Source organism: Arthrobacter sp. 1088 (assembly GCF_031455315.1).
Classification (GTDB): Bacteria; Actinomycetota; Actinomycetes; order Actinomycetales; family Micrococcaceae; genus Arthrobacter.
Genome location: NZ_JAVDSM010000008.1, coordinates 194,024 through 218,711 on the forward strand (window position 1 = coordinate 194,024; position 24,688 = coordinate 218,711).

General features: G+C 62.8%; 24 protein-coding genes. 17 read left to right on the forward strand and 7 right to left on the reverse strand.

Annotation, left to right across the window (positions count from 1 at the left end):
• Window positions 1–31 precede the first annotated feature (31 nt).
• Window positions 32–946 (reverse strand): formyltetrahydrofolate deformylase, encoded by a 915-nt coding sequence (gene purU / locus J2Y41_RS14590; RefSeq protein WP_224095047.1) that lies wholly within the window; start codon window positions 944–946, stop codon window positions 32–34.
• A gap of 120 nt (window positions 947–1,066) precedes the next feature.
• Here purU and J2Y41_RS14595 point away from each other — a divergent pair, with 120 nt between their 5' ends.
• The 5 genes from J2Y41_RS14595 (at window position 1,067) to J2Y41_RS14615 (ending at window position 4,850) form a co-directional block, all read left to right on the forward strand.
• On the forward strand, window positions 1,067–1,747 hold the full coding sequence (locus J2Y41_RS14595) for a GntR family transcriptional regulator (protein WP_224095049.1): 681 nt from the start codon (window positions 1,067–1,069) through the stop codon (window positions 1,745–1,747).
• A gap of 165 nt (window positions 1,748–1,912) precedes the next feature.
• A complete protein-coding gene (pdxS, locus tag J2Y41_RS14600) occupies window positions 1,913–2,827 on the forward strand; it encodes a pyridoxal 5'-phosphate synthase lyase subunit PdxS (RefSeq protein ID WP_309929518.1) in 915 nt (304 codons plus the stop codon).
• A 6-nt stretch (window positions 2,828–2,833) separates the two neighbouring features.
• Window positions 2,834–3,058 carry a hypothetical protein gene (locus J2Y41_RS14605; protein WP_216922220.1) on the forward strand — a complete coding sequence of 75 codons (225 nt, stop codon included), beginning with the start codon at window positions 2,834–2,836 and terminating at the stop codon, window positions 3,056–3,058.
• A 65-nt stretch (window positions 3,059–3,123) separates the two neighbouring features.
• Window positions 3,124–4,227 (forward strand): S-(hydroxymethyl)mycothiol dehydrogenase, encoded by a 1,104-nt coding sequence (locus tag J2Y41_RS14610; RefSeq protein WP_309929523.1) that lies wholly within the window; start codon window positions 3,124–3,126, stop codon window positions 4,225–4,227.
• On the forward strand, window positions 4,227–4,850 hold the full coding sequence (locus J2Y41_RS14615; protein WP_224166192.1) for an MBL fold metallo-hydrolase: 624 nt from the start codon (window positions 4,227–4,229) through the stop codon (window positions 4,848–4,850). Before J2Y41_RS14610 ends, J2Y41_RS14615 begins: the two co-directional genes overlap by 1 nt.
• 8 nt (window positions 4,851–4,858) lie before the next feature.
• Here the strand turns inward: J2Y41_RS14615 and J2Y41_RS14620 are convergent, their stop codons facing one another.
• Window positions 4,859–6,151 carry a LuxR C-terminal-related transcriptional regulator gene (locus J2Y41_RS14620; protein WP_309929524.1) on the reverse strand — a complete coding sequence of 431 codons (1,293 nt, stop codon included), beginning with the start codon at window positions 6,149–6,151 and terminating at the stop codon, window positions 4,859–4,861.
• A gap of 148 nt (window positions 6,152–6,299) precedes the next feature.
• Between J2Y41_RS14620 and hxlB the strand changes: the two genes are divergently transcribed.
• Together hxlB and hxlA are read left to right on the forward strand one after the other, a co-directional pair.
• Window positions 6,300–6,890, forward strand: coding sequence for a 6-phospho-3-hexuloisomerase (gene hxlB / locus J2Y41_RS14625; RefSeq protein ID WP_224095052.1), 591 nt, complete (start codon window positions 6,300–6,302; stop codon window positions 6,888–6,890).
• Between the two features lie 110 nt (window positions 6,891–7,000).
• Window positions 7,001–7,624 carry a 3-hexulose-6-phosphate synthase gene (gene hxlA / locus J2Y41_RS14630; protein ID WP_224095053.1) on the forward strand — a complete coding sequence of 208 codons (624 nt, stop codon included), beginning with the start codon at window positions 7,001–7,003 and terminating at the stop codon, window positions 7,622–7,624.
• Between the two features lie 142 nt (window positions 7,625–7,766).
• Here the strand turns inward: hxlA and J2Y41_RS14635 are convergent, their stop codons facing one another.
• Complete coding sequence (locus tag J2Y41_RS14635; RefSeq protein ID WP_224166194.1) at window positions 7,767–9,926, reverse strand: glycogen debranching N-terminal domain-containing protein; 2,160 nt, start codon at window positions 9,924–9,926, stop codon at window positions 7,767–7,769.
• Between the two features lie 299 nt (window positions 9,927–10,225).
• Here J2Y41_RS14635 and J2Y41_RS14640 point away from each other — a divergent pair, with 299 nt between their 5' ends.
• From J2Y41_RS14640 to J2Y41_RS14675, 8 genes are all read left to right on the forward strand, one after another.
• On the forward strand, window positions 10,226–10,567 hold the full coding sequence (locus J2Y41_RS14640; protein WP_224166195.1) for a hypothetical protein: 342 nt from the start codon (window positions 10,226–10,228) through the stop codon (window positions 10,565–10,567).
• A gap of 93 nt (window positions 10,568–10,660) precedes the next feature.
• Window positions 10,661–12,058 (forward strand): deoxyribodipyrimidine photo-lyase, encoded by a 1,398-nt coding sequence (locus J2Y41_RS14645; protein ID WP_224166196.1) that lies wholly within the window; start codon window positions 10,661–10,663, stop codon window positions 12,056–12,058.
• 168 nt (window positions 12,059–12,226) lie between these two features.
• Window positions 12,227–13,726, forward strand: coding sequence for a CoA-acylating methylmalonate-semialdehyde dehydrogenase (locus J2Y41_RS14650; protein WP_224167443.1), 1,500 nt, complete (start codon window positions 12,227–12,229; stop codon window positions 13,724–13,726).
• Window positions 13,726–14,796: an enoyl-CoA hydratase/isomerase family protein gene (locus J2Y41_RS14655; RefSeq protein WP_309929530.1), complete on the forward strand. Its 1,071-nt coding sequence runs from the start codon at window positions 13,726–13,728 to the stop codon at window positions 14,794–14,796. The genes J2Y41_RS14650 and J2Y41_RS14655 overlap by 1 nt, the downstream gene beginning before the upstream one ends.
• Window positions 14,797–14,867: 71 nt before the next feature.
• Window positions 14,868–15,791, forward strand: a complete 924-nt coding sequence (mmsB, locus tag J2Y41_RS14660; RefSeq protein WP_224095060.1) for a 3-hydroxyisobutyrate dehydrogenase — start codon at window positions 14,868–14,870, stop codon at window positions 15,789–15,791.
• 39 nt (window positions 15,792–15,830) lie between these two features.
• A complete protein-coding gene (locus J2Y41_RS14665) occupies window positions 15,831–16,610 on the forward strand; it encodes an enoyl-CoA hydratase (protein WP_224095104.1) in 780 nt (259 codons plus the stop codon).
• Between the two features lie 129 nt (window positions 16,611–16,739).
• Window positions 16,740–17,036, forward strand: coding sequence for a DUF4190 domain-containing protein (locus J2Y41_RS14670; protein WP_224095062.1), 297 nt, complete (start codon window positions 16,740–16,742; stop codon window positions 17,034–17,036).
• Window positions 17,037–17,123: 87 nt separating this feature from the next.
• Window positions 17,124–17,291, forward strand: coding sequence for a hypothetical protein (locus J2Y41_RS14675; RefSeq protein ID WP_224095064.1), 168 nt, complete (start codon window positions 17,124–17,126; stop codon window positions 17,289–17,291).
• A 63-nt stretch (window positions 17,292–17,354) separates the two neighbouring features.
• Here J2Y41_RS14675 and J2Y41_RS14680 read toward each other — a convergent pair whose 3' ends face one another.
• Window positions 17,355–18,032: a TenA family protein gene (locus J2Y41_RS14680; protein WP_224095066.1), complete on the reverse strand. Its 678-nt coding sequence runs from the start codon at window positions 18,030–18,032 to the stop codon at window positions 17,355–17,357.
• A 255-nt stretch (window positions 18,033–18,287) separates the two neighbouring features.
• Between J2Y41_RS14680 and J2Y41_RS14685 the strand changes: the two genes are divergently transcribed.
• On the forward strand, window positions 18,288–19,559 hold the full coding sequence (locus J2Y41_RS14685) for a VCBS repeat-containing protein (protein ID WP_309929534.1): 1,272 nt from the start codon (window positions 18,288–18,290) through the stop codon (window positions 19,557–19,559).
• Between the two features lie 448 nt (window positions 19,560–20,007).
• Here J2Y41_RS14685 and J2Y41_RS14690 read toward each other — a convergent pair whose 3' ends face one another.
• The 3 genes from J2Y41_RS14690 to J2Y41_RS14700 all read right to left on the reverse strand — a co-directional run bounded on the left by J2Y41_RS14690 (window position 20,008) and on the right by J2Y41_RS14700 (window position 23,278).
• On the reverse strand, window positions 20,008–20,910 hold the full coding sequence (locus tag J2Y41_RS14690) for a hypothetical protein (protein ID WP_309929536.1): 903 nt from the start codon (window positions 20,908–20,910) through the stop codon (window positions 20,008–20,010).
• Between the two features lie 115 nt (window positions 20,911–21,025).
• Window positions 21,026–21,535: a MarR family winged helix-turn-helix transcriptional regulator gene (locus tag J2Y41_RS14695; protein ID WP_224095074.1), complete on the reverse strand. Its 510-nt coding sequence runs from the start codon at window positions 21,533–21,535 to the stop codon at window positions 21,026–21,028.
• Window positions 21,536–21,559: 24 nt separating this feature from the next.
• On the reverse strand, window positions 21,560–23,278 hold the full coding sequence (locus tag J2Y41_RS14700; RefSeq protein WP_309929539.1) for an AMP-binding protein: 1,719 nt from the start codon (window positions 23,276–23,278) through the stop codon (window positions 21,560–21,562).
• 137 nt (window positions 23,279–23,415) lie between these two features.
• Between J2Y41_RS14700 and J2Y41_RS14705 the strand changes: the two genes are divergently transcribed.
• A complete protein-coding gene (locus tag J2Y41_RS14705; protein ID WP_224095078.1) occupies window positions 23,416–24,636 on the forward strand; it encodes an acyl-CoA dehydrogenase family protein in 1,221 nt (406 codons plus the stop codon).
• The last annotated feature ends 52 nt before the right edge of the window (window positions 24,637–24,688 follow it).

Here is a 24,688-nt window from a genome sequence, read left to right on the forward strand (position 1 = left end):
GTTCGTGTGTGTGGACGGTGGGGAGGGTGTCTTACCGGAAGACGACTGTGCTGGTCTGGTCCAGCAGCACGCGGTGTTCGCAGTGCCAGCGGACAGCCCTGGACAGTGCCAGTGCTTCAGCATCCTGGCCCACCGTTGAGAGCGCGTTGGGGCCGTAGCTGTGGTCCACGCGGATGACTTCCTGCTCGATGATCGGGCCCTCGTCGAGGTCTGCCGTGACATAGTGCGCGGTTGCTCCAACAAGCTTCACGCCACGATCATAGGCCTGGTGGTAGGGGCGGGCGCCCTTGAATCCAGGCAGGAACGAGTGGTGGATATTGATGGCCCGGCCCTCGAGGGAGCGGCACAGGTTATCGGAGAGTACCTGCATGTAGCGGGCGAGCACCACCAGGTCGGCCTTGTACTCATCCACGAGTTCCAGGAGCTTCTGCTCCGCCTCGGCCTTGGTGTCAGGCGTAACCGGGATGTGGATGAAGGGCAGTCCGGCTGCCTCGGCCATGGCGCGGTGGGTCTCGTGGTTGGAAACAACAGCTACGAGGTCTCCGCCCAGGCTGCCGCCGCGCCAGCGGAAGATGAGATCGTTAAGGCAGTGTCCAAACTTGGACACCATGACCAGCACGCGCTTCTTGGTCTGGTCATGGAAGCTGAATTTCATGTCGAAGCGGTCAGCGATTGCACTGAACTCTTCCTCAAGCCGGTCCGCCGAATATTCGGGGGAGCCGGAAAAGGCGGTGCGAAGGTGCAGCGTCTGGCGGATGCCGTCGTCGAACTGCTGGTGTTCGTCAATGTTGAAGCCGCGCTCAAACAGGAAGGTTGTGACCGCCTGCACGATTCCGGCGCGTTCGACGCACGACAATGTGAGTACGAACTTCTGAGCCTGCTCGTCATTGAGCGCTGCTGGCTGGGGCAGGATGCTTGTTGGTGAGTCTGTCGCCACGAGGGTCATGTCTCCTCCTTTAGATATATTCTTGAGTCCCGTACTGATATATTAGGATTGGGAATCAGCGTATACTGGTCTCAAGGACAGGTCAATAGGTTTTCGGGAACTGCGGAAAGGGCTGGCACTGTGGCATTTGGAACTCTGGCAATCTCGGACGATACCAGCAGGAAATCCTTGGCCGACGTCGCGTATGAGCGTTTGCGCGACCGGCTCCTGATGCTGGACATCAAGCCCGGGGATCTCCTCAATGATGACCAGTTGGCGAAGGACCTCGGGATTGGGCGCACCCCCGTGCGCGAAGCCTTGAAGCGGTTGGAACTGGACCGCCTGGTGGTCACTTATCCGCGCCGGGGCACCTTTGCCACCCGCGTGGACGTGACTGACCTGGCCTTTATCTCAGAGATCCGCACCCAACTGGAACCACTGGCCGCGGCACGCGCGGCGCGCGTGGCTTCTGCGGCTACGAGGCAGCATCTGCGGGACGTCATGAAGGCCGTGGAGGACTTCGATGTTGCCGGCGCCTCCGTAGTGGAGACCCTGCGCCTGGATGCCAGCGTCCACCAGGGCATTTACGCAGCCGCGGCGAATCCACATCTCGAGGATGTCCTGATCCGCTATGACAACCTGGCCACCCGAATTTGGTGCATGGTCCTGGATCGGCTACCGGACCTTGAGCATCACGTGCGCGAACACCTGGACCTCTTGCGCGCGGTCATCGATGGTGATGAGGAGAAGGCCGCAGAGCTTGCAAAGGCGCACGTCACGGGCTTTGAGCACGCCGTCCGCACGGCACTTTTCGCAGCATAGAAATTTGCCTGGCGCGATCCGGGATTGACTCCCGGCTTCGGCGATTGCATACTGAACTCTAACTAATATATCACCCGGATATCAGGTGTTCTCCTGGCTCTTGGCCGGGCGTGCAGTTCCGGGAGCTTGTGATGAATCGCAGGCTTCAGTCCCTTGGAGTATCACGTGACCTTTACACCACGCCCGTTCGAACACATCACGCTCACTGGCTCGGGCCGCGTCAAGCGGGGCATGGCTGAGATGCTCAAGGGCGGCGTCATCATGGACGTCGTTAACGTCGAGCAGGCCCGTATCGCCGAGGACGCCGGTGCCGTCGCCGTCATGGCGCTCGAGCGCGTACCCGCCGACATCCGCGCCCAGGGTGGCGTGTCCCGCATGTCCGATCCCGACATGATCGATCAGATCATCGCCGCCGTGTCCATCCCGGTCATGGCCAAGGCCCGCATCGGCCACTTCGTCGAAGCCCAGGTCCTGCAGTCCCTCGGCGTGGACTACATCGACGAGTCCGAGGTCCTGACCCCGGCCGACTACATCAACCACATCGACAAGTGGAACTTCACCGTTCCCTTCGTCTGTGGCGCCACCAACCTTGGTGAGGCCCTGCGCCGCATCAACGAGGGCGCGGCGATGATCCGTTCCAAGGGCGAAGCCGGCACCGGGGATGTTTCCAACGCCACCGGGCACATGCGCAAGATCCGTTCCGAGATCGCCAAGCTCGCAGCCCTTCCCGAGGACGAGCTGTATGTTGCGGCCAAGGAACTGCAGGCCCCGTACGAACTGGTCAAGGAAGTGGCTGCCACGGGCAAGCTTCCGGTGGTCCTGTTCACCGCTGGTGGCATCGCGACCCCGGCCGATGCTGCGATGATGATGCAGCTCGGCGCCGACGGTGTGTTCGTTGGCTCCGGCATTTTCAAGTCCGGCAACCCTGCCGAGCGCGCTGCCGCCGTCGTGAAGGCCACCGCCTACTATGACGATCCCGATGTGATCGCCAAGGTCTCCCGCGGCCTGGGCGAAGCGATGGTCGGCATCAACGTCGACGAAATCCCGCAGCCCCACCGCCTGGCAGAACGCGGCTGGTGACGTGCGATGTTGGGGGCGAAACCGGACAGGACAATCACCGGGCGCGGCCTGCGCAAGGACTGGGCACAGTTAACAGGCCATACTGTGGAGGTCTGGCTCTCGGACGACCTTGTCATGACCGGCGTGGTTGAGCAGGCGTCCGACGACGACTCCGTCCTTTGGATCGCAGCTGCCGGGGCATCCACAAGGAGGCTGTTCGATAAGTCAACCGGTTATCAGGTGTGGGTGTGATGATTGTCGTCCGTGCCTGATCCAAACTACTGCCAGTTCTCCGCGACCCGAGAAAGGAACCGATCGTGGTTCACAAAGTAAAAGCTGTCATCGCCAAGGAAAAGAACGCTCCCGTCACGTTGGAGACCATCCTGGTGCCGGATCCAGGGCCGGGTGAGGCATTGGTGGATATCCTCACCTGCGGTGTGTGCCACACCGATCTGCACTACCAGCAGGGTGGCATCTCGGACGATTTCCCGTTCCTTCTGGGCCACGAGGCCACAGGCGTGGTCAGCGCGGTGGGCCCGGATGTCACGGATGTTGCCCCCGGAGACAGGGTCATCCTGAACTGGCGTGCGGTGTGCGGTCAATGTCGTGCCTGCGCCAAGGGCCAGCCGCAGTACTGCTTCAACACCCACAACGCTACCCAGAAGATGACGCTGGAGGACGGCACTGAGCTTTCGCCCGCTCTGGGAATCGGCGCCTTCGCCGAGAAGACCCTCGTGGCTGCGGGTCAATGCACCAAGGTAGATGATTCGGTTGATCCTGCCGCAGTGGGTCTGCTGGGATGCGGCGTGATGGCCGGCATCGGTGCGGCCATCAATACCGGTGAGGTCAAGCGTGGTGAGTCCGTGGCCGTCATCGGGTGCGGCGGCGTAGGCATTGCCGCGATCGCCGGCGCCAGGTTGGCCGGTGCCACCACCATCATTGCCGTGGATATCGATGCCAACAAGGTGGACATGGCCAAGTCCCTGGGAGCCACCCACGGAGTGAACTCCAGCATCGAGGACCCGGTAGAAGCTATCCGGGCCCTGACGGGAGGCAACGGCGCAGACCTGGTGATTGACGCCGTCGGACGTCCCGAGACGTACAAGCAGGCTTTCTATGCCCGCGACCTCGCAGGCCGCGTTGTCCTGGTTGGCGTTCCTTCGCCCACCGCCACACTGGAGTTGCCGCTGCTGGATGTCTTCGGCCGCGGCGGTTCCTTGAAGTCCTCCTGGTACGGCGACTGCCTGCCTTCGCGCGACTTCCCGATGCTGGTGGAGCACTACAAGCAAGGCAACCTGAACCTGGACGCCTTCGTGACCGAACGCATCACGATCGACCAGGTGGAGGAAGCCTTCGCCCGGATGCAGGAGGGCAAAGTCCTTCGCTCCGTAGTGGAAATCGAACCGGCGGTGGCGCTCTGATGGCCGTCACCGTAGAGAACCGCGTCACTTCCGGAACGTTTTCGCTCGACGGCGGCACCTGGGACGTGGACAACAACGTCTGGATTGTGGGGGATGAGCAGGAATGCGTCATCATCGATGCCCCGCACGATGCCCAGGCCATCATCGAGCAGGTGCAGGGCCGCAAAGTCCTGGCCATCCTGCTGACCCACGCCCACAACGACCATATTGGGGCCGTGCGGGAGGTCGCTGACGCCGTTCAAGCGCCCATCTACCTGCATCCCGAGGATCTGGTGTTGTGGGAGCAGGTCTATCCGGACACCACGCCGGACAAGTACCTCAGCGACGGCGACGTTTTCACGGTCGCTGGAGCTGAATTGCGGGCCATCCACACGCCCGGCCACTCTCCCGGGTCCACGTGCTTCCTGCTGGAGGAACAGGACACGGTCTTCACCGGAGACACCCTGTTTAACGGTGGTCCGGGCGCAACCGGGCGGTCTTACAGCGATTACCCCACCATCCTGGCATCCATCCGGGAACGGCTCCTGACCCTGCCCGCCCACACGGTAGTGCGTACCGGGCATGGGGACAACACCACCATCGGAGCCGAGCGCGGGACGCTGGCCCTCCTAAAGCAGGACTAAGCGGCCGACTACCGGAGTCCCGCACTGTGCGCCAAAGCGATGGCCTCAGTGCGGGACCGGACGTCGAGCTTCCGGAAGAGATTCCGGATATGAAATTTCACAGTATTTTCGCTGACATTGAGTTCAGCGGCGATGGCCCGGTTACGTTGGCCGGCCGCCAGTAATTGCAGGACTTCCAACTCCCTCGCCGCAAGGCCCCAAGCCGCGACATCCCCTGCCGGAGCTGATGGTGCATCCAACGGCAACACAACCGAGATGTCGGCTCCCCAGCCCTGCATGACGTCCAGGCTCATCCTGCCGTTAACGGCTTGCACGCGTTGGCGCAGGCGTTCGATATTGGGAGCCTCGGGGGATAGCTCGCCCCTGCCATCGTCACGGACGTTGATGAGCAGGTTCTCGCCGTCGCAGTCCCACTGTGCCCGGACACGATGCACGTCAGGTTGCTCGGCGATAGCCAGGACCAGGCCTCGAACCACGGCGCGGGCGGCGTGGGCTACTTCCCCCGGCAACGCCCTGCCGTTCGCAGGCGGTTCGATGAACTGGATATCGATGTTGCTGAAGTGCATCAGCGGCCGGAGGTCATCGCGAAGCCTTTCGAACGCCGTGCTGACCGGCTCCTCCACAAGATCGCTGGTGCGGTCGTTCAACGTCCGCAGGCTGATCAGGGCCTTGACGGTCATGTCTGTGACGGCTGTTCGGGCCGCGTGGTCGTCCATGGAGTTGGACCTCAACGCCGCGAGCACGGTTTCCAATGTGGTGGAGTGTTGATCCACCAGCTCGGCAGTTACGCGGATCCGCTCCGCTGATGCGGCGCGGGATTCCAGAAGGTACGACGGCGGCGCGTCAGAGACCTTCTCCTGGATACGGGCCGCAGTGAGCCGCCAAAGGTAGGAGAGGACACGCCCGGCATCTTCTGCCTGGCCTTCCAGAGGATCCGTGAGGACCAGGAGGGCGTTGCTGGGCGCATAGCCCAAGGCCAAAACCTCCCGCTCTTTCCCGGCAACAACAGCCTTGCCCCGCCAGGGGCCACCGCCTGGAATCACGGCCCTTACACGGTCCAGTTCCGGGATGGAAACCCTGCTGACAATGCTTTCCTCGCCCGCCTTCTTTTGCGGCCGGCCCGTGCAGTCCTCGGTAAAGATCACCAGGGCGCTGCATTTGATGAAGGGTGCAAGGGCGCCACGCAGGGTCTCTGCAATACGCATCAGGGGTGCTTGCGCAATATCTGCGATGGCGTCCAGAAGTTGCCACGGAAGGGATCCGCTATCCGGGCGGCGTTTGGTCTCTGCCAGCTGGGTCATGGATGCAGCCTAAACGAAGAGGAGCCACGTTAACTACCCAAAAGGGTGGTATGAACTGCTCGTTTTCGGCGTTCCCCCTACCCGAACTGCCCGGAAGACTTGTCTATAGGCCCGAAAGGCTTGAGCACCTATCCACGAAGGAGTGAATGTGAACGTCACCGCAGAAACAGCAACTGCCACGAGCGCGGACGTAGCCGGCAATGTATCCCTGATCCTGGGCGAAGTCGCTGACACTACCTCCGGCATTGACTACGCCCAGTTGGCCCATCTTGCGGACAGGATCAAGGGTGCCGGACGTGTGTTCCTTGCAGGAGCAGGGCGCAGCGGCCTGGTCCTCAGGATGGCGGCCATGAGGCTGATGCACCTCGGCCTGACCGTCCATGTCGCCGGTGACACCACCACGCCAGCCATCAGTTCCGGAGACCTCCTGGTGGTTGCATCCGGTTCAGGTACGACGTCCGGTGTGGTCAAAGCCGCCCAGACCGCACTTGAAGCAGGTGCACAGGTTGCAGCCATCACCACCAATGCAGACTCGCCCTTGGCCGGGCTGGCCGACGCTTTGGTGATTATCCCGGCGGCCCAAAAGACGGACCACGGTTCAAACATTTCGCGCCAGTACTCCGGCAGCCTTTTCGAGCAGGCGCTGTTCCTCGCCACGGAGTCGGTTTTCCAGACCCTCTGGGACGCCGCCGACGAACCCGCTGAACAGCTCTGGCTGCGTCACGCCAACCTCGAGTAAGCCCAACTAAGTAGCAGCAGAGGCCGTTATGGACGCTCAAAAGGGGCTCTGCTGCTACCTACTTGGGACCGCACCAACTCAACACAACCCACAAAGAAAGTAAGAACACTATGAAACTCCAAGTCGCACTTGACCTCCTCACCACCGAGGCAGCCCTGGACCTGGCCGGCAAAGTCGCCGAGCACGTTGACATCATCGAACTGGGCACGCCGCTGATCAAGGCAGAGGGCCTCTCCGCAGTGACCGCGATCAAGGAAGCACACCCCACCAAGATCGTCTTCGCCGACATGAAGACCATGGACGCTGGCGAACTCGAAGCCGACATCGCCTTCAAGGCCGGCGCCGACCTCGTCTCAGTGCTCGGAACGGCAGACGACTCCACCATTGCAGGCGCCGTCAAGGCAGCCCAGACGCACAACAAGGGCATCGTGGTTGACCTGATCGGCGTTGCCGACAAGGTCACCCGTGCGAAGGAAGCCCGCGCTCTCGGGGCCAAGTTCATCGAATTCCACGCTGGCCTGGACGAGCAAGCCCAGCCTGGCTTCGATCTTCGCGGACTCCTTAACGCCGGTGAAGAAGCCCGTGTACCGTTCTCGGTTGCAGGCGGCGTCAACCTCTCCACCATCCAGGCCGTGCAGTTGGCCGGTGCCGACGTAGCCGTGGCCGGTAGCGCCATCTACAGCGCCCTTGATCCGGAACTGGCCGCCAAGGAACTCAAAGCAGCCATCCAGTAAGGCCTGTTGCCCACTCACTGACCCCGCTTGAAGCCGCCCGGGAAGTATCCTTTGAAAGGGACTTTCCGGGCGGCTCGCTTTTTTGGGCCCCACATGGGCCCCACATGGGCCCCACTTTTCCGGCCCTCAGTTTTGTCGGACCTCAGGTTTCCGGGCCCCGTAGGTGTGCTTGTTCCAGTAGCTCCGTGAGCCAAGGCCGCTGCGCATGGCGGAACGTCAAGCCATCCGGCAGGCCTTGGACCGTGGGCTTCGATCCGACAATGTCGATGGTGATGCGGTCGCTTCCCATGGGGGCGTTGCCGATGTGGAGGTCTCCGAAGGACGACGGCAAAACAGGATCCAGCCAGACGCCGCCCAACGATATGTGGGCGTCGTAGCGCATGAGGCCCATCACCAGCTGAATGGGCGTTGTGGCAGCCCATGCCTGGGGTGAGCAGGCGGTTGGATACGGAACTGGTTCGCTGAATTGTTTCCGGTCGAATCCGCAGAAGAGTTCCGGGAGCCGGCCGCCTGAATACTCGGCGGCTTCCAGCAAGGCTGTGGCAATCCGTTGTGCTTCCTCCACAAATCCGTATCGCAGCAGTCCTTGGACAATCAGCGCATTGTCGTGCGGCCAGACTGAGCCGTTGTGGTAACTGGCCGGGTTGTAGGCGCCCATGTTGCTTGCCAACGTCCGGATTCCCCAACCACTGAACATCTCCGGGGACATCAGGTGCTCCACAACAGAGGGGGCCTTGTCCTCATCCATCAAGCCAAACCACATGGTGTGGCCCATGTTGGAGGCGCATGCGTCCACAGGCCGCTTGTCGCGGTCCAATGCAACGGCATAATAGCCCTTGTCCGGAAGCCAAAACTCTTCGTTGAACTTCTGCTTGAGGCGATCAGCGCGTTCCTGAAGTTCGGCAGCCAAGGTGAGGTCGCCGGCGTCGTACGCCATCCAGGCCCGGGACGTATAGGCGCCGTGCACGTACGCCTGGACTTCGCATAGCGCCAGGGGCGGTTCAGCGAGGGTGCCATCGGCAAAGTTGATGCCGTCCCAGGAGTCCTTCCATCCTTGGTTGATGAGCCCGTGCTCGTTGGGCCGCGCGTACTCCACGAAGCCATCGCCGTCCCGGTCGCCGTAATCACGGATCCACTCAAGGGCGCGGTCGGCGTTCGGCAGGAGGGCGGCGATAGTGTCCTTAGAGAATCCCCAGCGGCTGACCGATCCCAGGACAACCACGAAGAGTGGGGTTGCATCAACGCTGCCGTAGTACGCGGACTTTCCGCCGAGAGCGAGGCCGCTGGAGACGTCGAGCCTCACCTCGTGGAGGATCTTGCCCGGTTCTTCCTCACTGACCGGATCCACCACCGTTCCCTGGCGGTCGGCCAACGTTCGCAGCGTGCCCAAGGCCAGTGACGGGTCCACCGGCAGGGCCATTTCCGAAGCCCACAGCGAGTCGCGGCCAAACAACGTCATGAACCACGGCGCGCCGGCAGCAACCACCACCCTGTCCGGATGTTCCGGGTCCTGGATCCGGAGGGCGCCCAGGTCCTCATAGCTGCGGCGGAGCGTGCTCTCGATGGAGTGGTTGCTGATTTGCAAGGCAGGGATCCTGGCTACCCACTCCTGCCTGCGCCTGTCGCTGGGGGAGAGCTCACCCTGGGCTGGATGGGTGAACGGCACCGGCGTGCCGGCTCCATCAACGGTGGGCACCACGCTCACGCGGGTACTCCAGCTCCCAAAAGGGGGAATTTTCGCGGTGAAGCCCAACGCCTTTGCTCCGGCACCCGCACCTTCAGCCTGGATGACGACGCTTTTTCGGAAACCCTCCCATTTGCCGCGAATTTCCAGTGAATTGCCTTCAGGAAGCCGGGTCTCGGTCCAGTGGCGGGTAATCCTGGCCTCCTTCACCTCAAAAAGGTCCGCGAAGTCAGACTCGACCGTCAACAGGATCCGGCAATCCGCCGCTTTGGTGGAGTAGTTCCGGACTGTGATCTTCTCCAGGATTCCGGCCCCGACCTCGCGCAGCCGCTCCACCAGCAGCGGACTGTCCGCGTATCCATCGGAACGGGGCACCCGGGAGGCAAAGAGCGCCCGGTAAGGTTCCTTGGTCTCCGCGGCCAGTGGCTCAAGTGGTTGTCCGTTGACCGTCAGTTCCCACTTGGAGAGGATCCGGGTGTCCAGATGGAAGACACCCTGCGGTAGCTCAGGGCGGATGTCTCCGTTGGCGGCAGAAATGCAGAATGACGAGCCTTCCACCAGAGTGACCGTGCCGGAACCAAGGGGCCCGGCGGCAGTATCGGCATTCCATCCAGCCACGTCTGTGCCTCCAATCAGCGGAACAGTCAATCAGCCACAGTGCCCACGCAAACCGTTGCCTGGCTCGCCCGAGGGGCCGGTGTGCAGCCGCATGTGTGGACGTATCCGAAGCTACGCCGATGCGGCGGTGGGCACCAGAGGGTTGAAGGTTCGTTTGACGGTGTCGCCGCAGAGAATGCATCCAGAGTTAACCTACTTTCCGGTACAGGCGAACCCCAGGAGGACTATAGTGGGTGAACAGGACATTCGCTGATGCAGCCCGGCGGCCCGTTTTTACTTCCGCCACCGGAGGCCCCGCAATGACCGACACCCAAATCAGTAGTTTCCTCAGTGACTGTGTGGTGTTTGACGACGACACCGAGCAGGGTCTGGATTTCGACACCCTCTACGGCCTCTACATCAGTTGGTGCGTCCTCGGACGCAAAGTGCCCATTCCCGATTCCGCTTTCAGGACCGCCCTTGAACTTGAAGGCTTGCGCGCCAGGAAGAATCATGGCCAGCGCATCTACTCCGGCCTGAACATGGTGGGTCCCGCAGCCAGGGACTACGTGATGAACAGTGTCCCCGTCTGGAGTGAAACCGACACCAGCGCCCCCGAATTCAGCCAAATAAATGAGGACTCGGTTCCCTCATTGAGGTAACCCCCTGAGTTCCGGGTTTGTTGTTCAGCTGATGCCCTTAGGATGCCTTCCCAGGGGCATCAGCTGTATGCCGATTCGGAAGAGGGTAGTAATTTGAGGCCATCCATCGTCTGGTTCCGCGACGACCTGAGGGTCAGGGACAACCCCGCCTTGCGTGCCGCCGTCGATGATGGCGCGGCGGTGGCACTCTACGTCCTGGACGAAGAATCGCCCGGCATCCGGCCGCACGGCGGTGCCGCACGCTGGTGGCTCCACCACTCGTTGGCCGCGCTGAAGGACAATCTCGCGGCGCTCGGAATACCGCTGTTGTTGCGTCGGGGACCGGCTGCCGCGGTTGTTCAGGAGATCACGACGGCGGTCGGCGCCGGCGCGCTGTTCTGGAACCGCCGGTACGGCCCCGCTGAGCGGATGGTGGACGCCGGGATCAAGACGTGGGCTCGTGAGGCCGGCATGCATGTGGAGAGTTTTCAAGCGTCCCTGCTTCATGAGCCGTGGGAAGTCACCACCAAGACCGGCGGGCAGTACAAGGTTTTCACTCCTTTTTGGCGGACCGTTTCAGCGCAGGACTTCCGGGACCCGTTGGCTGTGCCGGCGTCCGGCCACGGCTACGCGGGCGAACTGACAGGCTGTGATTCGTTGGAATCGTGGCACCTGTTGCCTACCAACCCTGACTGGTCCACAGGGTTGGGGGAGGCATGGACGCCGGGATCTGCTGCCGGACACCAGCGGCTTAGGCAATTCGTGGCGGACGGACTCGCAAATTACAGCGAAGGCCGTAATCGACCGGACGTCGATGGCAGCAGTTGTCTTTCGCCATACCTGCGTTGGGGTGAGCTCAGCCCGTTCGAGGTGTGGCATGCCCTGGCTTCCAATAGCTCGGAAAGCAGAGGTATTTTCGCCTCCGAACTCGGCTGGCGTGAGTTCTGTTGGCACCAGTACTTCCATAACCCGGACCTGGCCACAGCGAACCTGCGCAAAGAGTTCGACCACTTCCCGTGGGCTTGGCCGGATGGCGATGGCTCCCGCCCCGCGAATGCTCAAGAAGGTCACGAGTCTGCAGCAGAGGAGCTTCGGGCCTGGCAGCAGGGCCGCACGGGTTTCCCCTTGGTGGACGCCGGGCAGCGGCAACTCTGGCAGACAGGGTGGATGCACAACCGGGTGAGGATGGTCGCGGCCAGCTTCCTGGTGAAGAACCTGGGCATACATTGGCAACTCGGCGAGCAGTGGTTCTGGGACACCTTGGTGGACGCTGACCCGGCATCCAACCCTGCGAATTGGCAGTGGGTGGCGGGCTCAGGGGCGGACGCTTCGCCGTTTTTCAGGATCTTCAATCCGCAGGCGCAACGCACCAAATTCGATCCCCAGGGCAAGTACATAGCCCGCTGGATCGAGGAGTTCGGCACACCGGATTACCCGGAGGAAATCGTGGATCTCAAGACCACCCGGCAGGATGCGCTGGACGCCTACAAGGGACTCAAAGAGGTGCACTAGCTACTGTGCGCTGTTGGACAGGGTCCGAAAAACCGCCTCTGGAAATTAGTAGGAAGTCCGAGTATATTCGGTTCAGAGATGACCTGGCTCACAGTCGCTGAGGCGTTCCTGCCGATTACTGGAACCAGCCGCACGGCAGTCATTCACGATGCAAAGGAGCATTCCACCATGGTGCGCGAGCTTTCACACTACGTAGACGGCCAGAGGATCGACGGCACGTCCGGACGGTTCAGCGATGTCTTCGATCCCTGCACGGGCGAAGTGCAGGCGCGGCTTCCGCTGGCCAGCGCGGACGAGGTCCGCAACGCGATTGCAAATGCCGAGAAGGGCCAGCTCGAATGGGCGGCGATGAACCCGCAACGCCGGGGACGCATCCTGCTGAAGTTTGTTGACTTGGTCAACGAGAACATTGACGAGCTCGCAAAGCTCCTGTCCTCCGAACACGGCAAAACGTTCGCCGACGCCAAGGGAGACATCCAGCGCGGCATCGAGGTAGTCGAATTCTCCGCAGGGGCGCCGCACCTGCTCAAGGGCGAGTTCTCGGACAACGCGGGGCAGGGCATTGACGTGCACTCTCTGCGCCAACCGCTTGGCGTGGTTGCCGGTATTACGCCGTTCAACTTCCCAGCCATGATCCCCCTCTGGAAGTCGGGCCCCGCGCTCGCAGCCGGCAACGCTTTCATCCTCAAGCCCTCCGAACGGGATCCCTCCGTTCCGTTGCGGCTTGCCGAGCTGTACAGCGAAGCCGGTGTTCCCAACGGCGTTTTCAACGTGATCAACGGTGATAAAGAAGCCGTCGACGCCCTGCTTGAGGATCCGCGCGTCAAGGCCATTGGCTTCGTTGGTTCCACGCCGATCGCCCAGTACATCTACGCCACCGCGGCTGCGCACGGCAAGCGCGCACAATGCTTCGGCGGGGCAAAGAACCACATGGTGATCATGCCCGACGCAGACCTGGACATGGCCGCCGACGCCCTGATTGGCGCGGGCTACGGTTCCGCCGGTGAACGTTGCATGGCGATTTCCGTTGCGGTTCCCGTTGGCCAGCAGACTGCCGATGCCCTGGTGGCCAAGCTGACCGAGCGCGTCAAACACCTCAAAGTCGGCCACAGCCTGGACAAGGACTCGGACTTCGGGCCTGTGGTTGCTGCCTCCGCGAAGGAAAGAATCGAAGGCTACATCCAGTCCGGCGTTGACGAAGGCGCAACCCTGGTCACCGATGGCCGTGGACTCACAGTGGAAGGCTACGACGGCGGCTTCTGGGTTGGTCCCACGCTCTTCGACAACGTCACCAAGGACATGAAGATCTACAAGGAAGAGATCTTCGGCCCCGTCCTCAGCGTGCTGCGCGCGGCTGACTACGACGAAGCGCTAAGGCTCTGCAGTGAGCACGAGTTTGGCAACGGCGTCGCAATTTTCACCCGCGACGGCGACTCCGCCCGCGACTTCGCCAGCCGCGTCGAAGTGGGCATGGTGGGCATCAACGTCCCCATTCCTGTACCGATCGCGTACTACACCTTCGGCGGCTGGAAGGCATCCGGTTTCGGCGACCTCAACCAGCACGGCGCCGACGCCTTCCGCTTCTACACCAAGACCAAGACGGTGACGTCGCGGTGGCCTTCCGGCATTCGACAGGGCGCCAGCTTCATCATGCCGGCAGGTAGCTGATGGGGGCTTTGGACACAGACGAAGTTCTCTTTGAGCGCCGCGGCCATCTTGGCATCGTAACGCTCAACCGGCCCCGGGCAGTCAACGCCCTCAGCGCGGGAATGGTGAAAGCCATGCTCCAGCAGTTGGCTGCCTGGGCTGACGACGACGCCGTAGCAACCGTCCTGGTGCGCGGCGCTGGCGACCGCGGGCTATGCGCCGGCGGAGACATTGTTGCCATCTACAAGGACATGCTGCACGGCGGAACGGAAACGGCGGAGTTCTGGGCCGACGAGTACCGGCTGAACTCGCTCATTGCCCGTTACCCCAAGCCCTATGTCGCCTTCATGGACGGGTTGGTGCTGGGCGGCGGCGTGGGGGTTTCGGCGCACGGCTCGGTGCGCATTGTTACTGAGCGGACGCGTACAGGCATGCCCGAGACCACCATTGGGTTCGTGCCCGACGTCGGCGGCACCTTTTTGTTGTCGCGCTCGCCGGGGGAAACGGGAACCCACGCCGCGCTGACGGGCGCGCACCTCTCCGGGGCCGATGCCTTGTTCCTTGGCCTCGCGGATCACTTTGTGCCGTCCGAAAACCTCGCGGCGCTGGCAGAGGCGCTGGAAAGCTCGACGGCGGAGGCCGCCGTCGGGCGTTTTGCCCAAGCGGCGCCGGACTCGGCCATCGCTGGCCAGCGGGAGTGGATCGATGCCGCCTACGCCTATGACGACGCGGAGGAGATCGTACGGAGTTTGCGCTCGTTGGGGGAATCTTCGCCCGAGGCAGCTTCTGCGGCCGACACCATTGAGACGAAGTCGCCCACATCTGTGAAGGTCACTTTGGCATCCTTGCGGCGTGTGCCGGGGATGTCGCTGGAGGAAGCGCTGGACCAGGAATACCGGGTGGGACTGCGCTGCCTGGCCGGGCCTGATTTCCGGGAGGGGATCCGTGCACAGGTGGTGGACAAGGACCGGAACCCGCAGTGGAAGCCTCCCACTTTGGCTGAGGTGCGCGAGTCCGACGTCGAGGGCTACTTTGCGCCGCTCGGCGACCGCGAGCTGGGGCTCGCCGCCTTGGGCGCTGACGCCACGTGACCGCCGGGTTGTGCAGCCCGCATGTCCAGCCGCTTGTCCAGCCAGTTTGTTAGCCAGTTGAAGGAGACGACATGACAGAGAACGCAGCATCGGCAACGGGACTCATCGCTTTCCTCGGACTCGGCCATATGGGCGGGCCTATGGCGGCCAACCTGATCAAAGCCGGACACGATGTGATCGGTTATGACCCTGTGCCGGCCGCCGTCGAGGCCGCCAAGGCCCACGGAATTCCCATGGCATCCACGGCGCAGGAAGCCGTGGACGGCGCGGCCGTGGTGTTGACCATGTTGCCTAGCGGCAAGCACGTGTTGGATGCGTACCGCGGGGTTGACGGGCCCGGGCTGCTGTCAGTAGCCGCACCGGATACCTTGTTCCTGGATTGTTCCACCATCAACGTTGACGAGGCGCGGGAGGCGGCCGTCATTGCTGTTGACGCTGGCCACCGTTCCGTGGATGCGCCGGTTTCCGGTGGCGTGGTGGGCGCCGAGGCCGGCACCCTGACTTTCATGGTGGGCGCTTTGCCTGAGGATTTTGAGACCGTCAAACCCATCCTGGAACTCATGGGCAAGAGGATCGTGCACTGCGGCGACCACGGTGCAGGGCAGGCGGCCAAGGTCTGCAACAACATGATCCTGGGCGTTTCCATGATTGCCGTCGCAGAGGCCTTCGTGCTCGGGGAGAAACTTGGACTCACCCACCAGGCACTGTTCGACGTCGCTTCCAACGCCTCCGGACAGTGCTGGGCCCTGACCACCAACTGTCCTGTTCCCGGTCCTGTCCCCACCAGCCCCGCCAACCGCGACTACCAGCCCGGTTTTGCGGGGGCACTGATGGCCAAGGATCTTCGGCTGGCCGTCAATGCGTTGGAAAGCACTGGAGTTGCAGCGGAAATGGGACCGTTGGCATCCCGGATCTACGATGCCTACGCCGCGGGCGAGGGTGCCGGACGCGACTTCTCAGGCATCATCACGGACATACGCGACAAGTCTGTGTGAGAGATTCTGTACATGACGACGTTGAGTGAGAGGGAGAGCATGACGGAGCAGTACGGGAACATCCTGGTGGAACGTCGGGGCCGCGTGGGTTTGGTGACGTTGAACCGGCCGGAAGCGTTGAATGCGCTGAATACAGCACTCATGAACGAACTTGTGGACGCAGTCACCGCAATGGACACCGATCCTGGCATCGGCGCCGTGGTCATCACGGGATCCGCCAAGGCGTTCGCGGCAGGCGCCGACATCAAGGAGATGTCCTCCAAGAGCTACATGGAAATGTATGCGGCGGACTGGTTCCGCCGCTGGGAGGACCTCACCCGGCTCCGGATCCCCGTCATTGCTGCCGTCTCCGGCTTTGCCCTGGGTGGTGGCTGCGAACTGGCGATGATGGCGGACTTCATCATTGCCGGGGACAACGCCAAGTTCGGCCAACCGGAAATCAACCTGGGTGTCATCCCCGGCATGGGCGGCTCCCAGCGGCTCACCCGTGCCGTGGGGAAGGCCAAAGCGATGGACATGGTCCTGACAGGCCGTTTCATGGACGCCGAGGAAGCTGAACGCTCAGGCCTTGTGTCCAGGATTGTCCCCGCAGCTGAAGTCATTGACGAAGCTGTGAAAGCCGCCGAGGTCATCGCTTCCAAGTCCAAGCCCACGGCCATGGTGGCCAAGGAAGCCGTCAATGCCGCCTTTGAAATGGGTCTGGCCCAGGGAGTGCTCTTCGAACGGCGGGTATTCCACTCGCTGTTCGCCACCGAGGACCAGAAGGAAGGCATGGCCGCATTCAGCGGGAAGCGGGAGCCCGAGTTCAAGCACCGCTAGGAGTTTCTTTACGTTGCGGGGCCTGCTCTGCGCTTCAAATCCGACGCGAAGCGCGCAGAGTGGGCCCCGCAACGCAGTTATGGCATGCGCGAGGATAGACTCGTTGGCACCGACAAATGGGGAGAGAACATGTCAACGGAGATCGTTCAAACCGGCCAAACGGAAGCATCCGTCCAACCGATCAACCGCCAAGCCATCGTGGCAGCAGCGATGGCAGTGCTGGCCCTCGTGGGTCTGTTCTTCGCCGGGATGGCCGTCATCGCAGTCTTCGTTGTGGGCGCAGGCCACGTCGCCCTCAACCAGATCCAGCAACGTGGAGAACGCGGACGGCCCTTCGCGATTGCAGCCTTGGTTGTCGGTTACGGTATTGCCGCCCTGGCCCTCGTGTCGGCTCTCATCTTTTCGTTTTCAGTGACCCGCCAGTAGGACGCAGGTCACCATACTTTCCTCGTCACGATCCCGCCCCGGAGCGGTCCTATATAAGGACAAACAGGGCGATGACTGAGGAACGAAATGACGTGGCAATTCTGCGATAACCACCACTGCCCGGACAGCTGGCACTGGACCGACCTGGACGACATCGCTGTGGCATGCTCCTACGCGCGCGAGCAAGTTGAGCCGGAGGGGGCTGTGGTCTCATATTTCGCCCTCAGCTCTGCGTTCGCATCCCACATTCACTAACTCTTTTCGCGTCACGCCACTGCAGTTGCCGCCTCTTTCATAGGGACAGCCACTTGTTGCTCTCTAAGCCGGGACGGATGACGGGGCGCCTGACGGGACAACGGCGGCATCAAAGAACGCGAGCTCCAAACGCACAGCCTCGCGGAACGTCTCCGTAACGCGGTCGCGAACTTCCGGATCTACAGGCTCGACGGCGTTGAACTCCTCCCGTAGCCACGTCACCCAGGCGTTGTACTCGGGATTATTGTGGAGGCGGATCCACTCCGAGTGCTTTGGCGCGGCTGGCCACAGTTCAGGATCTCGGGCCCGCGCGGCCCAGTCCCCGTAAAGCCACTCGGCAACAAGGAGGACAGCCAGGACGTCCGGATAGGAGCGGGTAGCCAGGGCGCTGCGCATGAGGGAATCAAAGTCCCGGGTCACGGCTCCCAAAACAGGCCCGATCCGGTCAGCGTCCGCAACGTCCAGTTCATCGAAGCAGTCTTGGAAGTACGTGTTCTCGTCCGATGCGAATGCTCCCAGGACCCGCGCGAACACCAACCGTGAGGACAAGGATGGAGCAGACGCCACAGCCTGCCCGAGGAGCGCTATGAAGGCATCGCAGAACTGGTAGTCCTGCACAAGGTAGCGCCGAAGGTCGTCGTCGGAAAGACTCCCGCCGAGCAACTGATCCACAAACGGATGGTTGATTGCGGCGTCCCAATTGTTGATGCAGTCCTTCTTGAGTTCTTCGGCAAAGCCCACGTGTTTCCTCCTGAAGTGTCAGGACTGCACGCTAGCAGCCGACGGTGGTGGTTACGGCTGAATGACGCGGCGCGACAGGCGTCGCCCACACGGCTCAAAGGCCAGAGGGGGTAGTGCTCCAATTCTTAGCGTCTGCCCATAATCCGATTCCTAAGCCATGGCTCGCTTCCGAAAAGGGTCCCGGGCGCTCATGTAGCCTTGGCGGAAACATGCCGTTCAGGCGGAAGGTCTGCGACAGGTCTTCAAGGGGGAAATATGATCGCAAACGGTTTCAAGCGTGTAGCACGGCGGAGTGCCGTGGCTGCGCTTCTCGTGATCGGTTTGGCAAGCAGCGGCGGTGTCCCGGCGACGGCGGCAGGCGCCCAACCGCTCCACCATATTGATATGGACGGAGTTGTGTCCATGGTGGGAATGCCGTTCGTGGGATCAGAGCTGAGGATGGGTGCGCCGGGGGAATTCTCGGGCTGCGACAAGACCGGGGCAGCGCCGGATGGTTACACGATTGAATGGCTGAGCAACGGCACACCCCTTCCGGCGGAACGCCAAGTGGAACCCCTAAAAATTCTGCCGGAAGACCGCGGGAACCGCCTCTCCTTCAACGTCTACGCGACGACTCCGGAGAAGCAACAGTGCGGCGACTCCCTAAGGGGCGATGAGAACACGCTGCTGCACAGCAAGGAGACAGAGCCCATTGCGGCGTCCAACCGGGCCATGGGCTGGACCGGGCGAGGAAACTTCGAGCTGTTGGGCCGCACGGACACCGGGGAACTGGTCCTGTATCCCCGGACCTACACTTACACCCTCGGATCGTGCGACGCCGGAGTGTGCCCCAGCTACGAGACTGCGCACTGGGACCAGCCCAGGCTCGTGGGCACCGGATGGAACATCTTCAACATCGTTTTCTCACCTGGCGATTTCGATGGGGACGGCAACAACGACATCCTTGCCCGCGACGCGGAGGGCGACCTCTACCAATACCCGGGCGATGGCCACGGAGGCTGGCTGGACAGATCTGTCGTCGGTACGGGCTGGAACATGTTCGACACGATCGTGGGTCCGGGTGACTTTGACGGGGACGGCAACAACGATGTCCTCGCCCGCGATGCACGGGGCGATCTCCACTTGTACCCCGGCGACGGTGAAGGCGGCTGGAAGCAGCCGGACGTTGTGGGCACCGGCTGGCAGGTCTTCGACAAGATCATTGCCTCCGGCGACCTAAGCGGCGACGGTGCCGTGGACATCCTCGGACGTGACCACGCCGGCTACATGCACCACTACAGATCAGACGGCCAAGGAGGCTGGCAAGGGGCTAATACCTGGGGTCCCGGCTGGGAGGTCATGTCGGAAATCATCGGCGCCGGCAGCTTCACCCACAACCTGGGCGAGGCAATACATTGGGGGCACACGGTGACACGGAACGACACCATCGCCATCAACCCGAACGGAGACCTGCTCAAGTACACCGGCTTCGTTCCCACCGCCGAAACCATCGGCACCGGCTGGGACATCTTCCGCTCCTTGATCTGATAGCCCACTCGAAAGGGATGCCCGAGAGAAATGGCTCGCCGTCCTAACCGTCATCCCGAGCCCGCACCCGTCCGGTAATTAGTTCGGTCAGCAAGCCCATCAATATGGGGAAGGTGGTCCCGGGAGCCCATGAAGCCTTGTCGGAAACGTGCGCCTTCGGACAGCACGACGCCGGCCGGACAGTCAGACTGACCATCCGGCCGGCGTCGTTATTTCCTGGGCGGTGTGCCGCCCCTCAGCAGACTATCCGGCTCCTTTCCGCGTGCATCGGGTCCGGCCAGTTGCCGACCAAGTCGGGCCAAAAACCGATACGTCGGCTGGCGGATGCCTTTGCGTGATTGCGGACAGGGACCTGGATTTTGCGAAGCATGGGTGCCTCCTGACTGATGTCTTATGCCTGCGTCGGTTGGCGCAGGTGGTGGTGCCTGCCAAAGCAGGAGCCACCGCATCAGTCAGGTCGGGACCCGGGATCGAACGAGGGTTGTGGTGATGCCGTTCGCTGCGGGTCCGTCACTGGACCGGCTCTCGGAGGCGGCAGCGGCGAGAGGACCTCCGGGATGTCGGACGCCCCGGGGGCGGACGTGCTTGAGCCGCCCGCTCCGGACACGCCTGCGGTGCTTGGCGCCGGTACCGGATAAAGCGGTGCGCCGGGAACCGGGCTGCCGGGTGCGAGCATCGCGGCGGGCGGAACCCCTGCTGGATCAAAGGTCGGTATGGGCTGCGGGAGGCTGGGGCCTCCGAGCAAGGGCGCCGCTGCTTGCGTGGTTTGGAGTACGACGGCGAGTGGCAGCGTCGGAGCGCCCGACGGTGAGGTTGTGGCTGCCGGGGAGGTCGAAACCTCAGGCGGGGCGACGCCGTCGAGCGGGTTGGGCGCGGGCGCCGGCGTTGGAGGAAGCGGAGGGTCGGCAAGCCCGGGCAAGTCCGGCACATCGGGCAAGCCAGGCACTTCCGGCAGCGCGGGCACCGCGGGCACGGGAAGTACGTCTGAGACTTCGGGCAGGAGCTCCAGGACTCCCTCCACCACAGGAAGTTTCTGTACCTCGGGAAGCTGGCCGACGACCGGAACCTGAGAGATATCCGGAACCTGGGGGACGGTTACCGTAGGGAGCGCGGGAGCCTCAGGCAGCTCGGGAGCCGCAGGCAGCACGGGAACTGCGGAAGCCTCGGCGAGCGGATCAAGATCGGGAGCCGCTGGGTCCACAGAATCGGCCAACGATGTGACCGAGGGCGCCTGCAGAGTCTGCGTTAGCGGCGTGGTGCTGCTGGGTAGCGGAGGTATGACGGGAAGGATATCCGCGGCGGCTGCTGAAGGGCCGGTCAACCACAGCATCCATGCAGATGAGGCAAGCATGGCAAGGAGGAAAGGGCGCAGAAGTATGCTGCGGCGTTGTCCCGGGTTCTTGGCCAAACGCTCCACCCCCCACTGCGGCAATGGAGCTTTAGGATACGCCCGTTGGCGCGTCGAGTCACTCCTCCGTAAAGTCGCCGGCATCCCTGCGGAAGGTGCCAAGGACGCGGATAAGGTGATCGACGTCGTCGGCCCCGAAGCCTGACTTGCCGAAAACCTCGGAATTGAGTGCCGCCGTCGCCTTCTTGGCGAGGGTGCGGCCCTCGGCAGTGAGCTCGATCAGGGTGGTGCGGCCGTCGGTGGGGTGCGGGGAGCGGGCCACCAGGCCGGCCTTTTCGAGACGGTCGACGGCGTTGGTCACCGAGGTGGGATGCACCTGCAGCAGCGCACTCGCCTTGTTCATGGGGAGCGCGCCGCTGCGGGCGAAACTCAGCAGCGCGAGGAGTTCGTAGCGTGCGAAGGTCAGGCCGAACGGTTTGAGGACCGTCTCGATGCGCGCGAGCAGGATCTGCTGGGTGCGCATGATCGCGGTGATGGCTGCCATGGGCGCGGCGACATCGCCCCAACCGTGCCGTTCCCAGTTGCGTTGGGCGTCGGCGATGGGGTCGCGGGGGAGTGGGGTGCCCATGGGCCTCCTTCGTTGCTCGGGTGGCTAGTCTTTCAGATTCGGGAACTCTTCCTCGGTGTATTCCAGGCCGAGGCCTGCCGGCAACGGTCCGCGTCCGTGCCGCGCCACTTCCGTGCCGCGAAGTTCCACACGCCTGATCTTGCCTGAAATGGTCTTGGGCAGTTCGCCGAATTCGAGACGCCGGATCCGTTTGAAGGGCGCCAGGTGCTCGCGACAGTATCGCAGGATGTCCTCGGCAACGGCGGGTCCGGGTTCGTAGCCGGCGGCGAGCACCACAAACGCTTTCGGCACCGACAGCTTCACCGGGTCGGGCGAAGGTACGACGGCGGCCTCCGCCACGGCGGGGTGTTCGATCAGTACGCTTTCGAGTTCGAAGGGGGACAAACGGTAGTCGGAGGATTTGAAGACGTCGTCGTCCCGGCCCACATAGGTGATGACGCCGTCGGTGTCCCGGCTGGCCATATCGCCGGTGTGGTAGTAGCCGTCGCGGAACGCCTCTGCTGTTTTCGCTTCGTCACCGAAGTAGCTTTTCATGAGCCCCACGGGCCGGGGGTCCAAGCGCAGGCAGAGTTCGCCGTCGTCGGCTTCCTTGCCGGTGAGCGGATCGACCAGGACGACGTCATATCCGGGCAGCGGCCGGCCCATGGAACCGATCTTCACCGGCTGTGCTGGCGTGTTCGCGATCTGGACGGTGGATTCGGTCTGGCCGAAACCGTCGCGGATGGTGACGCCCCACGCTTCCTCCACCTGGCCGATGACTTCCGCATTCAGCGGTTCGCCGGCGGACACCACCTTCCGGGGCGGCGAGGCCAGCTGAGTGAGGTCCGCCTGGATGAGCATGCGCCAGACGGTGGGCGGCGCGCAGAAGCTTGTGACTCCTTCGCGACCCATTTGGTCCATGAGGGCGGCCGCATTGAAGCGTTCGTAATTGTAGATGAAGACGCAGGCCTCGGCGATCCAGGGTGTGAAGACGTTGGACCAGGCGTGCTTGGCCCAGCCGGGGGAGGCGACATTGAGGTGCACGTCGCCGGGTTCAAGGCCGATCCAGTACATCGTGGAAAGGTGGCCCACGGGGTAGGAGGTGTGGGTGTGCTCCACGAGCTTGGCCCTCGAAGTGGTGCCGGACGTGAAGTAGAGGAGCAGTGTCTCGTCCGCTTTGGTGGGGGCGTCCGGCGTGAAGTCCGTGCCGGCGTCGTACGAATCCGCGTACTGCAGCGCCTGGGCGTTGGCGTGGTCCGCGCCGACCTCGATGAGCGTGTAATCGCCCGCCACGTCCGCGAACTTCCCAATGTTGGCGCTACCCACGGCCACCCAGTTGGCCCCGCCCCGTTCTACGCGGTCTTGGAGATCCCGGGCGCCCATGAGGGTGGTGGTGGGGATCATGACGATGCCCAGCTTGATGCCGGCAAGCATGAGCTCCCAAAGCTCCACCTGGTTGCCAAGCATGATGATCATGTGGTCCCCGCGTTTGACGCCCTCGCTGCGCAGCCACTTGGCGAGTTGGGAGGACCGTCGCGAAAGGTCCGCAAATGTGCGACGTGTGGAACTGCCGTCCTGCTCCACGATGACCAGTGCCGGTTTGTTTCCCCGTTCCGGATCCGCAGCGATCTGGTCGAACCAATCGAGGGCGAAGTTGAATTCGTCAAAACGTGGCCATTCGAATTCCCTGTGGGCCTGCCTGTAATCCTCGCGCAGTTCCAGCAGCCGGTCACGGGCCGCACGGAAGTCTTCTGTGACTGTCATAGTCCGCCTTTCGCTGGGGGATTAGTGCCTCGGCGCCGTCGCCGGAGCACCCCGCCTAGTGGTCCACATCACCTTGCAATATACTAGGACATCCAAGGGTTTGGAAGAGCCTGCGTTGGACATGACGAAGGGGTCAAATGCTCGACGAAAAAGCAGCTGCCGGCACCGTTACCAGCGGCGAACCGACACGGAAAGTCCTCCCTCCTTATCCGGAGGCGGACCTGATGCATGTAGTGGACCTGCTTCCTGCGGGGGAGCAGGAGCGGTACGCGGAGGTGCGGGAGTTCCTCCAAACGCGGATCCGCGCTGCCAGCATCGAATATTGGAACCGCGAAGAGTTCCCGTTCGGGCTCCTGGCCGAGATGGCAAAGTACGGGCTCGGCGGGCTGCAGACCGACGGCTCCTCCAAGCTGTTCAAGGGCCTCATGTACACCGAGATTGCCCGGGCAGACGTGTCGCTGTCCGCGCTCGTAGGCATCCATAACGAACTCATCGTCGGCATGATCCATGAACTCGGCTCTCCCGAACAAAAGCGGAAGTGGCTGCCCGGGCTGGAGGCCTTCACGCAGTTGGGCGCCTTCGCGCTCACGGAACCGGATCACGGTTCGGACATCGCCGGAGGACTCTCGACGACGGCGCGACGCGACGGCGGCGAATGGGTCATCAACGGTGCCAAGCGTTGGATCGGAGCGGGGACAATCGCCGACTTCGCCTTGGTGTGGGCCCGTGACGTGTCTGATCACCAGATCAAGGGCTTCATTGTGGAGACGGACCGGGCAGGATACTCGGCCACCAAGATCACCAATAAGATCGGCCTCCGCATCATGCAGAATGCGGACATCACGCTGGACGACGTCCGGATTCCTGCGGATAACCTGCTGCCCGGCGCCACGGCATTCTCGCGGGCCAATGACCTGCTGCGGGACTCGCGGGCCTGGGTGGGGTGGCAGGCGGCGGGCATCCAATTGGCGGCCTTCGATATTGCCAGGTCCTACGCCTTGGAACGTAAACAGTTCGGCAAGGAATTGGCCCGGTTCCAGCTCATCCAGCAGCAACTCGCGGACATTTTGGGCAACGCCAATGCCTCCCTGTCCTTGATGGTGGAACTGGCCCGCATCCAGCAGGCGGGGAAGCTGGAAATGGTGCAGGCCGCGATGTGCAAGGCGACCACAACGCGTTTGGCGCGCTCGTCGGTGGCTATGGGGCGGTCCCTGATGGGCGGGAACGGCATCACCACGGATTACGAGATGGGCAAGCTCTTCGGCGACGCCGAAATCCTGTACACCTACGAAGGCAGCTACGAGATCAACTCCATGATCGTGGCCAGGGCCGTCACGGGAAAGTCGGCATTCGTCTAGAACGACACTGAGGGCATCTCTTCGCTCCTGGAACGCAAGCGAAGAGATGCCC